Here is a 14,858-nt window from a genome sequence, read left to right on the forward strand (position 1 = left end):
TACCCCTTACGACCTGCTGATTTCCAAGCCCTTAGTGTTTAAACTCAACTTAACAAAGCGGGCACGGTTGTTTACGGGATGTTCTTCCAAAGTACGGACTATCCTTGCTGCGGCAGGCGTATCTTTTGCACATATAAGCATGTAGCCTCCGCCGCCGGCCCCGGGCAGTTTATAGCCCGCCGCATAATCTTTAATCAGCGATATAATGCGTTCGATTTCGGCGGTGCTTGTTCCGCTGTCAAGCTTTTTATTTAAGTGCCATGAGCGTAAAACCGCGGCGGCCGCTTTTTCGTAGCTTCCGCTTTGAAATGCGAGGGCGCTTTCGCTCGCGTGGTGTTTTATGTCCTGTAAAATATCGAGCGTTTTTTGCTCATTTAAAAACATCGATTTTACTATTTCGGCTAAAATGTTCTTTGCCGTGCGCGTAATTCCCGTGTAATACAAAAGCCAACAGCCGGCCGTATCGGACTCGGTAAAAAGCTTTTCGTTCAGCCAGCCGACGGAAATGTCGTTTTGCATTCCGCCCTCGCTTTCCAAAAGTTTTAAGCCGCCGAACACCGCCCCGTATTGATCCTGCCAGCCGCCGCCTGTCGTTAAAAGCTGTTCCAATACAAGCACGCGGTTTGCCGTTTCACTCTTATCCCAATTTAAAGAACAGGCGTTCGAAAGCGTTCCCAAAACAGCCGCCGAAAGAACGGAGCTGGTTCCCATGCCCGAACCTTTCGGAATTGCGGCAAGAAGGCTTATTTCCAAACCGCCTCCCATCGCACAGAGCTGTTCTTCAAGCGATGTAAAACTTTGCGTACAAAAGTCCGGGTGAAATCCGCACAAACAAAGGGCGGCTTTCGGAATCGAAAATACCGAGCCTACTTGATTAAAGGCGGCAAGACTTTTATATGAGCGCACATCTTCGCTTTTTCCGTTATCTATTGAGCGAAGCCGTATAAGCGTTTCGGGAATGGAGCGCACATAAACCTGAACGCTTTGCTGTCCGTTTAGATCGACCGCCGCATTTAAAACCCGGCCGCCGTTTATATTGCAAAAAGGCGGGGTGTCGCTCCAGCCGCCCGCAATATCGATACGCAGGGGGCTCCTTCCCCACACAATTTGGTCCGAATATAAATCGTAGCGCGGCATAACCGGCTTTGCCGACTGCACAATAAGCTCGCGCAATACCGCAAAGGCTTTATCCTTTTCTTTAGCCCCGTCTTTTCCCGTCAATTCGGCAAAGCGCGACCTGAACATAAAGTCGCGCATGCGGCTTATGTAGTCGGCATTTTGGGGCAGGGGTGAGGGCAGCTTGATTCCGTTTTCCGCATAAAGCCGGGCGGTAACGCTTAAATCGCTTTGGTAAAAAACGCTTTTTTCGTAGTGCCGCGCCAATACGGGAAGATTTTTAAGACATAGATCGCGCCTCTGTTTATACAAATAGGGAATGTCGCAGCGTGAAGCTATTTCATCGGCGGAAAGGCGTTTTACATTAAGCCATTGTAAAGCGAAAGCCCGCTCACTTTCTCCGCCTGATGTTTTTTCGGGCTTTAGGGCAATCATCCAATTCAAAAGAGAGGGAATATCATCTTTTTGTACTACGGGAAAAAGGGGAGCGGCTTGAATGTCGGTATCGCCCTCTATTCCCGTATCTTCAAATTTTATGCCGTGCCTTTTAAACCAGGTTTGCAAAGAAATCGAACACCACTTTGTTTTTTCATCGGCGCAGGGACCGCGGAACTCATCGCTCATTCCGTAGGGACGAAGGCACCAATCGATTTTGCCCTCATTTTGGATAGGCACAAAATCGACACAGATATTAGAGGGAATATCAACTGTCCACTTGTTTTCAGGAGCGCCCGTAATAATCGTATTTTCGCGGATTGTCCAGCTTTTAGGAACCGAAGCGTTTTCTGTCCAAATATTGCGGTGCGAAGAATTCCAGTCAATATGGATATCCGCATTTTGTACAAAAATACTCGGATGCGTTTTTACCTTTTTTTGCCAAACGGCACGCTGGTCGGTTACAAGGTTTTGTATTTTTTCGGTAGACGAAATAAGTTCGGCACTCGTTCCGTAATGATAAAACTCACCCTTGTCAAGGCGGACAACCGCCGTTGTAAGCCGCGCAATATCGGCATCTTTTAAAACCGGATTAACGCCCATTGCAGGGCCGAAGTCCGAATACAAATCGTAAAAGCGCGGGACACCGTCCGATGTTTTTGAAAGCGGTTTGCATTTTTTTTCAAGCACACCGAGAGCCTTATCGCTTAAAATCCAGATTCCGATGTCCATCATAAAAAAACGGCTTTGCCCGATTTTTTCAAGCTCGGAAGGAGAAGGCTTTTGAAGCATACAATCGAGTACTTCGGGCTTTTCTTTTTCGACAACAAAAACACCGTGTCGGGATGCTTTTTCCGGGGTTGTCCACATTGCAAAACAGACGACATCGGCATCGGGCAAGGTTTCAGGCAGTTCATCGGTGCGCACCAAAATATCGCCGGATGCAATCAGGGTGTTTTGATGTTCCCCCGTCAAAGCCATAAGCTTTTCATACAAACGGCTTTGCACATCGAGAAGGGTTTGCGTAATCGGCTGCCCCATCGCCCAGCGGAAGACGGGAATCGGAGTAAGGAGCTTTCCCCACACCGCATAAGAGGGGAGCCTTCTGCTTTGACCGCCCGCATGGATGATAATGCGCTTGGATTCGGCACCCGTACTCTTACCGGCAGCTTGCCTTTCTTCCCGCTCTTTTTGCAACAGCCAGGCGGTAGCCCCGCCCGAGCCGATTTTAGAACCTTTAGGGTCGGCTGCCGCAATATAACGGCGCTCCGGGGTATCGGGGAGGATTTTTTTCCTGCATGAGGCAAAGTTTTCGGGAACGGATAAAAGATACTGCATTAAATAACGTCTACAAAAGTGCGTTCGTTTTTGTTAAACAAAACAAGGCCGAAAAACATAAACAGCGCCGTTTCGGCAAGGCTTATTAAAATCATTGAAGGGGGAACATTTCCCGCACCGTAAAACCAGATTCTGAACAATTCAATCGGAGCGCTCATCGGATTTACGTAAAACACCCAGCGGAATTTTTCGGGCGCTTCGGACAGAGGGTACACAATCGGCGTTGCGTACATCGCAAGCGAAAGGCCGAAGCCCAAAAGCTGATTTAAATCGCGGTACTTTGTCGTTAAAGCCGATATAATCATACCGAAGCCCGTTCCCATGGCTCCCACCCAAATAACAAGGAGGGGCAGGGCAAGTACCCAAAACGAAGGATAGACGGGAGCTTTCATTACAATATAGTAAATATAAAAGATCATAAGGGTTGCAAATTGAATGCCCAACTTTATCATGTGGCCGACCGTAGTCGAAATGGGAACGGTAAGACGCGGAAAATACACTTTACCGAATATCCCCGAATTCGATGAAAAACATCCGGCTGCGCTGTTTAAGCATGCGGTAAAATAGGTCCAAAACATCGTACCACCGTAATAAAACAAAAGGTAGGGAATTCCGTCCGTACCGATTTTTGCCAAGTTACCGAATACAAAGGTGTACATAATTGTCGTAACCAAAGGCTGAACGATGTACCAAATCGGTCCCAAAATCGTCTGCTTATAGGCGGTAACAAAATCCCGCTTAATAAACATAAATACAAGATCGCGGTAACGTATCAATTCGCGGATTTTCAAATCCAAAAGCCGATTTTTCGGCTCAAGAATCATATCCCAATGTTCGTCTTTTATTGCTGTGTTTTGCATATATTACTAAAATCCTTATCTTATTTGGCCGGGAGGATGCTTAATTTATTCCCACTCCTATACCGTGCATAAATTCTTCAAGTTTAACCGTAAAGCGGCGCATTTCTTCGGGTTGTATATCGCCGATGTTTGCGATACGGAATGTATTGATATTGCCGAGTTTTCCCGGATAAATGGTAAAACCGTGTTCGGAAGCAAAATCGTGCAAAGCTTCAAAACCGTATCGGGGCGTTTCCGGCTCAAGTATGGCGGTGATAAAATGACTTTGATATTCTTCCTTGACAAGCATTTTAAGACCGAGTTTTTTCACCGCTTTAACCAATACTTCCCAGCATTCGGTATAGCGCTCATAGCGTTTTTGCACCGTTTCCCGTTTTGTTTCCAAAACGGCTTGGCGAAGGGCATACATTGTTTGAACGGGCGGGGTAAAACGGGTTTGATGAGTTTTTGCAAAGTAAGCATATTGATCATAGAGGTTCAAATAATAATTGCGCATCGGATAATCCTTTGTTTTTTCCAATTCCGCCTTATTGCAGATAACAAAACCGACACCCGCCATACCCTGAATATTTTTATTACTCGTGGAAGCCATAAAATCGATACCGAGGCTTTTTAAATCCATAGGCATTCCGCAATATGCGCTTACCGCATCCACAATCGTAACCATACCGTATTTTTTAGCCATGGGGCAGATAATGTGCAAGGGATTAAGAAGCCCCGTCGTCGTTTCATGGTATACACAGGCAAGGTGGGTATATTTTTTCGTTTTAAATTCGGCTTCAAGCTTTTCCAAATCGATGGGCTCATAAGTTGAACTCTTATATACGTCCATCGGGATCTTATACACGCGGGCTATTTTAGCAAGACGCTCCCCATATGAACCGTTATCGATTACCAAAAGCCGCCCCGTATCGGGTACACAAGACGATACCATAACCTCGTCGGCACCGGTACCCGAACAGCCGAACATAACGGTTTCGTATTCGGCGGGATTGGTGTCGGGAGCGAGGGCAAAAATTTTAAGCTCATCGCAAAGCCATTGCATCAAATCACCGAACTCGGTTTCGCGGGGACAAATATCGGCTGCAACCTGCGCATATTTTACGCTGTCGGTAGTGGTTGCAGGGCCGGGATTAAGCAATACCTCTCTGCGTACTGCACGCAAAGCTTCGTTTTCGGCAATATGCGGATAAACCGTTTTTACCGCCGTATCCAAATGCTCTTCGTTGTCTATTTCGCGCCACACAAAGTATTCGATTTTTTTTATCGCAATGCGTTCGGTTTCGGCGGCGGCTAAGAGGGCTTGCTCATATTCCATCTTGGGCATATCGGAGCGATGCGATGCGGCATAGCTGCACATTGTGTTTAACGCGGCCTTTGTAAGTTTTGTAATGCCGACAAGTTCCGCATAAATACTTTGTAAAGCCTCCTTGTTTTTGGAAATTCCGGTCAGGCACATGTTTGAATCGGCTTGCAGATAAACCTCATCGCCGGATTGAGTTGCGCCGCTTGCCAAGATCAGATTTTTGCGCTCATCGTTTATAAGTGTAAATAAACCGATAGAATCGTAAATGAGATCGGATTCAAGGAGTAAAAGATCCGATGTAACGAAGGGAGCGCACACCTCCAAGGTGCCCATGCTTCCGGTCTGTGCATAGTTTTCGTTTTTTACGGTCTGGATTGCAGGGTATTTTTGGGCAAGCTTATCATAGTATTCGCTGCAATGCCCCGTGCCGATGATGATTTTTTCAATTCCGCAGGCAAGCAGTTTTTGCACCGACTGCTCTACAATCGGCATTCCGCCTATTTCCAAAAAGCCCTTGGGCATACTTTCCGTTTTATTTTTCAATCGGGAGCCTAAACCTCCCGCCATTATAACCGCTTCTTTAATCATCGTTACTCTCCAAGAAATTCCATAAACGCTTTTTTATTTTCTATCGGAGAAGATTTCGGTCTTCCCAAATCGGGTCTTGAACCCTTTGAAACGTATACTTCAATAAAAACGGGGGCGGAAAAACTTTGTGCATTTTTTACCGCCGATTGCAATTCTTCAGCTGTGTGAACGCGGACTGTATGAGCGTATCCGCAGGCGCAAGCGGCAGCACATAAATCAATCTTCCGTCCGGCTGTAGGCTGTCCGCCGACCGAATCATGGGCACCGTTATTCAAAACAATATGAATCATATTTTTCGGTTTTTGCGTGCCGACTGTTGTTAAAGCGCCCAAGTGCATAATCGCCGCACCGTCTCCGTCAATACAAAAAACGGTTTTATCGCTTTTGCTTAAAGCAATACCGAGTGCTATTTGCGAAGCATGTCCCATCGAACCGACCGTTAAAAAATCGCGGCTGTGGTTTTGTCCGTGTTTTTCACGCAATTCGTACAATTCGCGGGAAGCCATTCCCGTAGTCGACACAAAGGCGGCATTGTCAGGCGCATTCAGTATGATTTTTTCTATTGCCTCTTCCCGGCTCATCCGTGCGGGAACCGCTTCATTCGACTGCAATGTGTAGGAATCAAAGGTACCCTTGCGGATAACAAGGGCGTAAGGCGCACTTTCCTTTTTTATATACTCGTAAGCTTTTTTTACCTGCAAGGCGACGTTCGATTCTTCGGCTTCCAAAACACAATAGGGAATCTGCATAGCATCCAGTATACTGCAGGTAACCTTTCCCTGTTTAATATGCTGGGGCTCATCGTGAACCCCCGGCTCCCCGCGCCAGCCTATCACAAGCAGCATGGGAACCGAATACACTGCTTTATCCGCAAGCGAAAGAAGGGGGTTCACCGTATTCCCCAAACCGGAATTCTGCATATAGACAAGGGGAATGTTACCGGTTGCAAAATAATGTCCCGAAGCAAGAGCTACGGCACAGCCTTCGTTTGCAGCTATAGTATGCGAGTCTTTTGCAGCCGTATCGGTTACATAGGCGCAAAAATTCTTCAAAAGAGAATCAGGAACGCCGGTAAAAAAATCGGTTCCTTCATCAAGCAATAAGTTATAAAAAAACTGAGGCTTTATCATTATTTTGTTCCCGGAATCAATTCCAAAATTTGTTTAATAGAGAGGCAATAATCGTTTACTTCCAATGAGCGTTCGGTTTCCAAAATCGTTTTTGCCGTCTTATACATTGCAGGGTAGGCCGAGCGCAGCATGTGGTTTGCATAAATAATAACGTTTGCTCCCCACGAAGCCAATTCTGTTTCTGTAAACCGATTATAGGTAGTCGGCACAAGTACAATAGGTACTTTTTCGTACTCTTTTCTAAAGCGTCCGCAAAACTCTTTTATTTCGGCGCCGTCTTTTTCCTTACTGTGAATCATAACGCCGTCCGCTCCCGCCTTAACGTATGCGAGTGCACGCTCCAAAGCTTCGTCCACCGAATGACCGGCAATAAGGGATTCAAGGCGGGCGATAATCATAAAATCTTTGGTAACCTGAGCCTTTTTTCCTTCCGATATTTTATGACAAAAATCTTCAACATCCGCCAATTCCTGTTTTGCTTCGGTGCCGAATAAGCTGTTCTTTTTTAAGCCGACCTTATCTTCAACGATAACCGCCGAAATACCGTTTCGCTCAAGAGTACGTACCGTAAATACAAAATGTTCGGTTTTGCCGCCTGTATCTCCGTCGTAAATAATGGGTTTTGTCGTACACTCAAGAATATCCGTCAAACTTTGCAGACGGGTAGTAAGGTCAACCGCTTCGATATCGGGTTTTCCCTTGTTTGTAGAATCCGTCAAACTCGAAGACCACATACCGTCATAGCGGTGAACGCCGTCTTCTTTTTGTACTTCAAGGTTTTCTATAATAAGACCGGACAAGCCCGAGTGAGCTTCCATAATGCGGACAACCGGTTTTGCTTCAATAAGACGGCGCAGCGTTTTCATTCTGATTTCGGGCGTCGTTCCTATGTTGTGCATATTTGCGGCAAGGGCGCTTGAATCTATACCCTGCGTATAGGGAATTTCTATAACGCGTCCGCCCCATTCTTTCATCGCTTCGATAACGTCGCCGCGAATCTTACTTAAAGAACCCGTTTTCCAATCGTCGCCGTGAATGATAAAATCGGGTTTTAGCTTGCGTAAATTGGGTATATAGCTCCAATCTTCCTGCGGAATAACTTCACTTACGCCTTTGATATTTTCAACAACCTGCTTACGCTGTTCATAAGTAAGGTAAGGCAGGCGTTTATGCGAAACAATGGCCGAATCGGTTAAAAGACCGATAATCAGCTCTCCGTGTTTTGCGCCCTCGTTTATAATATTGATAATTCCCGGATGAATAATATCACCCGTTAATCCCAGATATACCCGCTGTGACATTTTTTTCTCCTTACGTAATTATTCCAGCTTTTCAAAAATAAATTTGCAAAAGGTTTTTATACGGTTTATAAACGAGGTTTCTATGCGCTCGCGCAAAAAAAAGATGCTCGGAGCGTTGACACCGCCGATACCGTATAAAACGATACAGTCGTTGTATTTAAACGCGTAGACAAAGGACTGCATTTTTTCCGGCCGGACAACCGTTATATTATCGTATTTTACGCTGCCGGTATTTATCATCGAATAAAAAACCTCACCGTCATTATTCGATAAACCTATATCCACATTTAAGTCCCCGAAGGGAAGCATGTATAAATCGACATTCAAGGTTTCGCCCGTTTCCGTCACATCGCTTTTTACAACCGATGCGCTCGAATAAAGATCAAACCAATCCTGAGCACGCTCCGACCAATACGGAATTCCCACATAGCCTTCTATATCAAGCAACAGCGGCTTTATATTTTGAATTAAGTTTTCATTGCCGCTTAAAGGACGGATTTGAATAACTTCGGCCAAATATGCAGGCTTTAATTTTTTAACCCGTTCAATAAGCGCTGCGGCTTGAGGCGTTACCGGCTTCAAGCTCATGTTTTTCGCTTTTCCGATATTCCGTATCAGGATTTCACCGTCGGCAAGTTTTTGCCTTTCTTCGCCGCTTGGATTATCGTTAAACATCGCCTGCGAAAATAAAGAAAAGCCGACCGAAAAAGCACAGAGCAAAAATAGTACGGATTTTTTATTCATTATATCAAACTCCGAATTATACGGGCAAAGCTTCGGCGGAACTCAAAATATCTATCACGCTTGTATAACGCTTAACATCGGCCGAAGCGCCTATGTTTTTTTGAACCGATTCATATCGGCCCTCATCCGAAAAAACAATAAGGCTGTTTGAAGTTACATATCCGTGCTGCGGATTAAAATCTTCGGAAGCGATTTTTATAAAAGAAAGTTTGCAAAAATGGCAGGCATAATCGAATAAAAACTCCAAATCATTGTCGCCGACCAAAATCAAACTTGTACATCCGGCACGGGAGGAGTCCTGCACAAAGCGGCGTATACAGCCTTGGTACTCATTCATGAGGCGGGCCGTATTTTTAAGATAGCGTTTGGAGCGTGCCGCAAGCTCTTTCATGCCCTGCGGTGTAAGTACATATTGAATATTTCTTTTTGAAATTTTCTTCATGTACAGCCATCCCTTGTCGGCAAAGCGGCGCAAAAGGGCATTGGTCATTCCCAGCGATAAATTCGTGTATTGGGCAAGATCGCGTTGACTTGCTTCACTGTTTATGCTGAGTGCATCGTGAACGTTTGAAAGCAGCTGCAGTTCGGAATCCTGTTCCGTTATAAAAGGCGTCATCGTTTTGTGTAATTTTTTTCAATCCAGTTCCGGTATTCGCCGGAGCGGACATTATCTATCCATGCCTTGTTTTTTAAATACCAGTCAACCGTATTTGCAAGTCCTGTTTCAAAATCGAATTGCCGTTTCCAGTTGAGTTCTTTTTTTATTTTCGTACAGTCGATTGCATAACGGCGGTCATGACCAAGCCTGTCGGTAACATGGGTAATCGTTTGTATAACCGTATCCCGGTTAAGTCCTGCCTTATCGCAGACAATCTCTATGAGCTTATGCAAAAGCTCTATATTTTCCCATTCGTTTTCGCCGCCGATATTGTAGGTTTCTCCGGGCTTTCCGCTTTGTAAAATCAGGCGGACGGCTGCATTATGGTCCGAAACGTGAATCCAGTCACGAATCTGTTTACCGTCGCCGTAAACCGGAAGCTTTTTTCCTTCAAGCATATTCAAAATCATCAGCGGAATCAGTTTTTCAGGGAACTGAAAAGGTCCGTAATTGTTCGAGCAATTCGAAAGAGTGACGGGTAAACCGTAGGTATAAAAGTATGCTTTTACAAAATGATCGCTCGATGCCTTGCTTGCAGAATAAGGCGAGCGCGGCTCATAGGCTGTCGTTTCCTTAAAAGAACCTTCGGTGCCCAAAGAGCCGTATACCTCATCGGTACTTATGTGATGGAAAAGAACGCCGTCTTTTATCGAACCGTCCGCTTTTTGCCATGCATTTTTTGCGGCTTGCAAGAGGGTAAAGGTTCCTAAAATATTTGTCCGTAAAAAAACTTCAGGACCTAAAATTGAGCGGTCAACGTGACTTTCGGCTGCAAAATGCACAACGGTATCTATGTCGTATTCGGAGAAAAGAAAGTCTGCCGTTTTTTTATCGCAAATATCGGCTTGTACAAAAAAATAGCGTGTGCCGCCGAATTTTTTTTCGACAGTGCTTAAATTTTCCGCGTTACCCGCATAGGTGAGCTTGTCGAGATTTATAACGCGGCCTGTAAAACCCGAACATTCGGCAAACAAAGCTCGGATAAAATCGGAACCGATAAATCCGGCGCCTCCGGTTACCAATATATTTTGTAAACTGCGCATCTATTAAATCCCGTTTTGTCACCGATTATAAAAAACGTACACTGTACGTACACTTTATTTGTTGGTTATATGATTATAAAAAAGCTTAAACGCGGCGGCTCCCAAAAAATCGGGATTTTATCCCCACAGGATATTTCTTTTTCCGTGAGCACTGCGGTAAAATGCGCCTTTATGCAGAAAAAGATGGATGATAAATCGATTGCTTTGCCGCCGAAACAGGCTAAAGGCCTTTTTACCAATTGTTCAAACTTTGAACACTATATCATAGAGCGTCGGATATTACAAGCATATAAATCCATTTTTTATTTCGAGTTGAATAATGTTTTCCCGATATATTCTCTATCTTATTTTTTTCGCTTTAACTATTTCAAATCCAAGTGTGCTATAAAATCACGCACACTTGGATCTTTTAAAAGGGTACTGGAACCCTTTTTTGTAATAAACAGTTTGCCGTTTTTTACCACGACTATAATATCCCGAACGCCGCATAAAACAGCCGGAATATCCGAATAGACAAAACATCCGGAGGTTTCCGTTTCGGCCGTATTTGCATTTTCCGAAAACAAGTCGGCAAAATTTTCCCACGTTCCTACATCGCGCCACTCGAACGACGCTCGTACCGCATATGCCTTATCGGTACGTTCGGCAACCGCAACATCGACTGCAAGAGAGGGAACCGACTGATATGCATTTTCCATATAAATCCAGTTTTCAATGGCTTTTATGCTCCCTATTTTATTCACCGAGGGAGCTTCTGTCATGCAAACATTCTGTGAATAAGTCCCGTCTTTTGAAAAATCGCACTCGGGAAAATGGGACGCAATATCAGGCGCATGAAGTTTTAATTCATTCATAAAAATCGAGGGCAAAAAACAAAACATACCGCTGTTCCAATAGTATGAACCGCTTTTTAAATACGCTTGTGCCGTTTGGGCATCGGGTTTTTCCTTAAAGGAATCGATTTTATATACGTCTTTTTCGGCGCATACACCCGCCTTAATATAACCGAATCCTGTTGAAGCTTCCGTAGGGGGAATTGCAAAGCAAACAAAGCGTCCCTGAAGCGCCTGCTCTAAAGCCGTTTGTACGTTTGCCGAGAAGGCGTCAAACGGCTCAATAATATGATCTCCGGTCAGCGACAAAATCGGCTCTTCTTTTATTCCCTTATTCCTGCATAGAGCCTGTATATATCTCGACATTAGGGCAAGCGGCGGTGCGGTATGACGGGATGATGGCTCGGCTATCACAAGGAGTTTTTCAAAAAAAAGGCGGCGCACATCCGAAGATAACCCTTGGGCAAAATCGTTGCATTGTTTTACGGTTTGCGTAACAATCTGTTTTCGCGTAATAACCGCTATGACTGATTCATCCGCCTGTTTGTGTTCACCGCCATCCGTATCCGCTTCTTGAGAAGTCAGACAGGTAAGCAAAACAGCTCGCTCTAAAGCTTGTTGAAAAAAAGATAAGCCCTCTTTTAGAGCCATAAACTGTTTGGGGAATTCGGGACTTGAAGCAGGCCACAAACGTTCGCCGAAACCGCCGGCTAAAATAACGATATGCATCATGTAAGTTTCTCAAAAATATAAGTGCAAAAAGTTTTTATACGGTTTATAAATGAAGTTTCTATACGGTCACGCAAAAAAAAGACACTCGGAGCATTGACGCCTCCGATACCGTATAGGACAATAAAATCATCGTATGTAAATGCATATACAAAAGACTGCATTTTTTCGGAACGAACAACCGTAAGACCGTCGTAGTATTTTAAGCTGTCCGTATTTTTCATACTGTAAAAAATTTCGCTTCCGTTATCCGAAAGTTGTATATCCACATTCATAGTGCCGAACGGCTCCATCTCCAAATCGACATTCATAAACCCGCCGTTTTCTCTTATCTCGTTTTTTACGATTGAAGCGCTTGAATACAGATCATACCAAGCCTGAGCACGCTCCGACCAATAAGGAATTCCCACATACCCCTGCACATCAAGCAAAAGAGACTTTATGTGTTGTATCAAATCTTCATTTCCGCTTAAAGGCCGTATTTGAATAATTTCCGCAAGATAGGCAGGCTTTAGTTTTTTTACGCGCTCGATAAGTTCCTGAGCTTGCGGTGTAACCGGATTTAAACTTATATTTTTTGCTTTTTCGATATTTCGTATGAGGATGGCTCCGTCAGCGAGCTTTTGACCTTCTTCCGGTGTAAGGTTTGCATTAAACAAGGCTTGTGAAGAAAGAGAAGCGGCTGCCGCACAAAAATATAAAATATAAAAATATTTTTTTACCGTAAACACTGTTTTCCTCACTTTATGCAAATGATTTTTCGGAATGACGAATGATGTCCATCACACTTGTACAGCGATCTGACCTTATATAATCCGACTCATGCTGTTTACCGGCTTCATATTGCATCTCATCTGAAAACACAACAAGGGCATCGGAAGTTACATAATTTTCATCCTTATTGAAATCTTCATTGTCGATTTTTATAAATGACATTCTGTAATATCGACCCAAAGACAGATTTGTGTATTCGGCAAGGTCTCGCTGACTGGCTCCACTGTTTAAGCTGAGCGCTTCGTGAACGTTTGAAAACAGTTGAAGTTCGGAGTCCTTTTCCATTGTTAATATATCCTAAACGATAGGCTCAGATAATTGGTCAATAAATCTTTATAGTCCGCGTTTTTTACGTGCCGTATATTTTTGTCCGTATGATAAGAATAAGACAGGGTATAGCCCACAGAGAGACAAAGGGGAAGGGGAAGTTTCAATACTTCCTTTACATCCATATTCAAAACAATGCCCAAACTGTGTATCCATTGATAGGTTCCATCACGTAAAAAATTTTTGTAGTATTTTTGCCCTTCTTGTGCATTGTTCAAATTACCCGAATAATCCAATCGGTCGGCGAAGGAACTTCCATCAACCGGATCGTTCCCGTATGTGGTGCCGTGCCGCACCATGGTATACGTTCCCTGTACATCCAAATAGGTAAGAGGAATTGCCGAAACTTTAACTTTAAGTTCATCAGAATTCGGATCCGCCTTATAGCCCAAAGGCTCGCCGTGGTTTATATAGGTTGTGTCGACTTTTTTATTATACCAGGGCACATCGGTTAGAGGATGAGTGTACATATAAGGTTCAACCTTTGTATACTGCAGCACGGCGGTTCCCAAGGGTAAAAAGGGGAGAATACCTTTAATTCCCGCCTGGAAGACATACATATTGCGGTCTTTATGAAAAAAATCGTTCGGCAAAAAATTTAGCTCATCGGTAAAAACCGACGCATAGATACGAAGGTATTTCGGCATAGTGCCTCCTGCAGCCAGTCCCAGCTGCATATTATCGAAATCGCCGATATAAAACTGATAAAGCACCGGAAAAAGGGCGGGATGCCAATATCCCATCTCGGAACGCTTGGGATATAAGACAGAACTTGTCAGATTAAAAAATCCGTATTTACCGAATAACAGCTCAACACTGCTTGCCCCGTATGTGAGTTGAAATTCTTCGGCCTTTGTTTTTAAGTTCGGTCCTAAAAACTCAAGGATACCGTTTATATAGTAAAAATTAAGCCAGGGCAGAGGCCGCACTGAGAAATCCGCTGCAATAAAGGGACGTGCCGTTTTAGACAAAATAATATTCCCGTCTCCTGCTCCCCAATCGCGGCGTACACGGGAAAAGTTAATATGTATTTTATTCTTATAAAGAGAAAGAGCAAGCTCCGGTTCCATACGTATTCCGGCTGCAAGCTTTTCCGATGTAACGGCATAATTATAATTTTCTTTTGTCAATAGGATTTGAATCGCATCAAAATCTTTTGAATAGGTATTGACCGGATAGGCATTGTGACGAAGTCTCATCAATCCCATTCCCAAATCGTATTTATACGAAAATGCGGGGCCTATATCTCCCTGAGCATATACACCGAGCCAATGGCGCTGAGACAGGGAAGGCGCATTAAGGTTTGCACTGAAATCCGATGTCCAATAGCCGCCCAGCTCCGCTGAAGCCCCCTCATATTCCCTGCGGTATTTCCCGGCTGAATATATGGGAGTTTTAGATACCGCGGGAACTAATGAACGGCGGGCTTTTTCAAAGACTGCATATTCCGCCGGTGTAAGACGGCCCGAAGCGAAAATCTCATCGAAAAGTTTTAAAACGGTATTATGGGCATAGGGTTTTTTAGTCGGCAGTTGATCTATCAAACCTTTTATATGCGCATAATCCAATAATTCGTAAACTCTGTTGTTCAGGGGAACACTCAACTGTGTTTGCGAAAAGATAAAAACATTTCCCCAAACTAACAGTACAATAATATAGCTAAAATATTTTTTCAT

Annotated in this window: 12 protein-coding genes; all 12 read right to left on the bottom strand. The window is 44.2% G+C overall.

Going from position 1 to position 14,858, the window contains the following annotated elements:
• Positions 1–6 precede the first annotated feature (6 nt).
• The 12 genes from V1L52_RS06600 to V1L52_RS06655 all read right to left on the bottom strand — a co-directional run bounded on the left by V1L52_RS06600 (position 7) and on the right by V1L52_RS06655 (position 14,858).
• Positions 7–2,889, bottom strand: coding sequence for a bifunctional fucokinase/fucose-1-phosphate guanylyltransferase (locus tag V1L52_RS06600; RefSeq protein WP_428768106.1), 2,883 nt, complete (start codon positions 2,887–2,889; stop codon positions 7–9).
• Positions 2,889–3,749, bottom strand: a complete 861-nt coding sequence (locus V1L52_RS06605) for an ABC transporter permease (RefSeq protein WP_428768108.1) — start codon at positions 3,747–3,749, stop codon at positions 2,889–2,891. Before V1L52_RS06605 ends, V1L52_RS06600 begins: the two co-directional genes overlap by 1 nt.
• Before the next feature lie 40 nt (positions 3,750–3,789).
• Positions 3,790–5,643 (bottom strand): 2-aminoethylphosphonate aminotransferase, encoded by a 1,854-nt coding sequence (locus tag V1L52_RS06610; protein ID WP_428768110.1) that lies wholly within the window; start codon positions 5,641–5,643, stop codon positions 3,790–3,792.
• A 2-nt stretch (positions 5,644–5,645) separates the two neighbouring features.
• The gene (gene aepY / locus V1L52_RS06615; protein ID WP_428768112.1) at positions 5,646–6,773 is read right to left on the bottom strand and encodes a phosphonopyruvate decarboxylase; all 1,128 of its coding nucleotides are present in this window, start codon (positions 6,771–6,773) and stop codon (positions 5,646–5,648) included.
• Positions 6,773–8,074 carry a phosphoenolpyruvate mutase gene (aepX, locus tag V1L52_RS06620; protein ID WP_428768114.1) on the bottom strand — a complete coding sequence of 434 codons (1,302 nt, stop codon included), beginning with the start codon at positions 8,072–8,074 and terminating at the stop codon, positions 6,773–6,775. The genes aepY and aepX overlap by 1 nt, the downstream gene beginning before the upstream one ends.
• 18 nt (positions 8,075–8,092) lie before the next feature.
• Positions 8,093–8,818: a DUF6675 family protein gene (locus V1L52_RS06625; RefSeq protein ID WP_428768116.1), complete on the bottom strand. Its 726-nt coding sequence runs from the start codon at positions 8,816–8,818 to the stop codon at positions 8,093–8,095.
• Between the two features lie 16 nt (positions 8,819–8,834).
• Positions 8,835–9,434 carry a hypothetical protein gene (locus V1L52_RS06630; protein ID WP_428768118.1) on the bottom strand — a complete coding sequence of 200 codons (600 nt, stop codon included), beginning with the start codon at positions 9,432–9,434 and terminating at the stop codon, positions 8,835–8,837.
• Positions 9,431–10,519 carry a dTDP-glucose 4,6-dehydratase gene (gene rfbB, locus V1L52_RS06635; protein WP_428768119.1) on the bottom strand — a complete coding sequence of 363 codons (1,089 nt, stop codon included), beginning with the start codon at positions 10,517–10,519 and terminating at the stop codon, positions 9,431–9,433. The genes V1L52_RS06630 and rfbB overlap by 4 nt, the downstream gene beginning before the upstream one ends.
• Before the next feature lie 362 nt (positions 10,520–10,881).
• The gene (locus V1L52_RS06640) at positions 10,882–12,084 is read right to left on the bottom strand and encodes a mannose-1-phosphate guanylyltransferase (protein ID WP_428768120.1); all 1,203 of its coding nucleotides are present in this window, start codon (positions 12,082–12,084) and stop codon (positions 10,882–10,884) included.
• The gene (locus V1L52_RS06645; protein ID WP_428768122.1) at positions 12,081–12,812 is read right to left on the bottom strand and encodes a DUF6675 family protein; all 732 of its coding nucleotides are present in this window, start codon (positions 12,810–12,812) and stop codon (positions 12,081–12,083) included. The genes V1L52_RS06640 and V1L52_RS06645 overlap by 4 nt, the downstream gene beginning before the upstream one ends.
• A 13-nt stretch (positions 12,813–12,825) precedes the next feature.
• Positions 12,826–13,140, bottom strand: coding sequence for a hypothetical protein (locus V1L52_RS06650; protein ID WP_428768124.1), 315 nt, complete (start codon positions 13,138–13,140; stop codon positions 12,826–12,828).
• Positions 13,141–13,142: 2 nt separating this feature from the next.
• On the bottom strand, positions 13,143–14,858 hold the full coding sequence (locus V1L52_RS06655) for a hypothetical protein (RefSeq protein WP_428768126.1): 1,716 nt from the start codon (positions 14,856–14,858) through the stop codon (positions 13,143–13,145).

Source organism: Treponema sp. HNW (assembly GCF_050320395.1).
Lineage (GTDB): Bacteria > Spirochaetota > Spirochaetia > Treponematales > Treponemataceae > Treponema_C.

Coding starts and splice junctions, on each gene's coding strand:
- V1L52_RS06625 (WP_428768116.1), bottom strand. CDS start 8,818: ATGAATAAAAAATCCGTACTATTTTTGCTCTGTGCTTTTTCGGTCGGC.
- V1L52_RS06600 (WP_428768106.1), bottom strand. CDS start 2,889: ATGCAGTATCTTTTATCCGTTCCCGAAAACTTTGCCTCATGCAGGAAA.
- aepY (WP_428768112.1), bottom strand. CDS start 6,773: ATGATAAAGCCTCAGTTTTTTTATAACTTATTGCTTGATGAAGGAACC.
- V1L52_RS06655 (WP_428768126.1), bottom strand. CDS start 14,858: ATGAAAAAATATTTTAGCTATATTATTGTACTGTTAGTTTGGGGAAAT.
- V1L52_RS06650 (WP_428768124.1), bottom strand. CDS start 13,140: ATGGAAAAGGACTCCGAACTTCAACTGTTTTCAAACGTTCACGAAGCG.
- V1L52_RS06605 (WP_428768108.1), bottom strand. CDS start 3,749: ATGCAAAACACAGCAATAAAAGACGAACATTGGGATATGATTCTTGAG.
- V1L52_RS06630 (WP_428768118.1), bottom strand. CDS start 9,434: ATGACGCCTTTTATAACGGAACAGGATTCCGAACTGCAGCTGCTTTCA.
- aepX (WP_428768114.1), bottom strand. CDS start 8,074: ATGTCACAGCGGGTATATCTGGGATTAACGGGTGATATTATTCATCCG.
- V1L52_RS06640 (WP_428768120.1), bottom strand. CDS start 12,084: ATGATGCATATCGTTATTTTAGCCGGCGGTTTCGGCGAACGTTTGTGG.
- V1L52_RS06610 (WP_428768110.1), bottom strand. CDS start 5,643: ATGATTAAAGAAGCGGTTATAATGGCGGGAGGTTTAGGCTCCCGATTG.
- rfbB (WP_428768119.1), bottom strand. CDS start 10,519: ATGCGCAGTTTACAAAATATATTGGTAACCGGAGGCGCCGGATTTATC.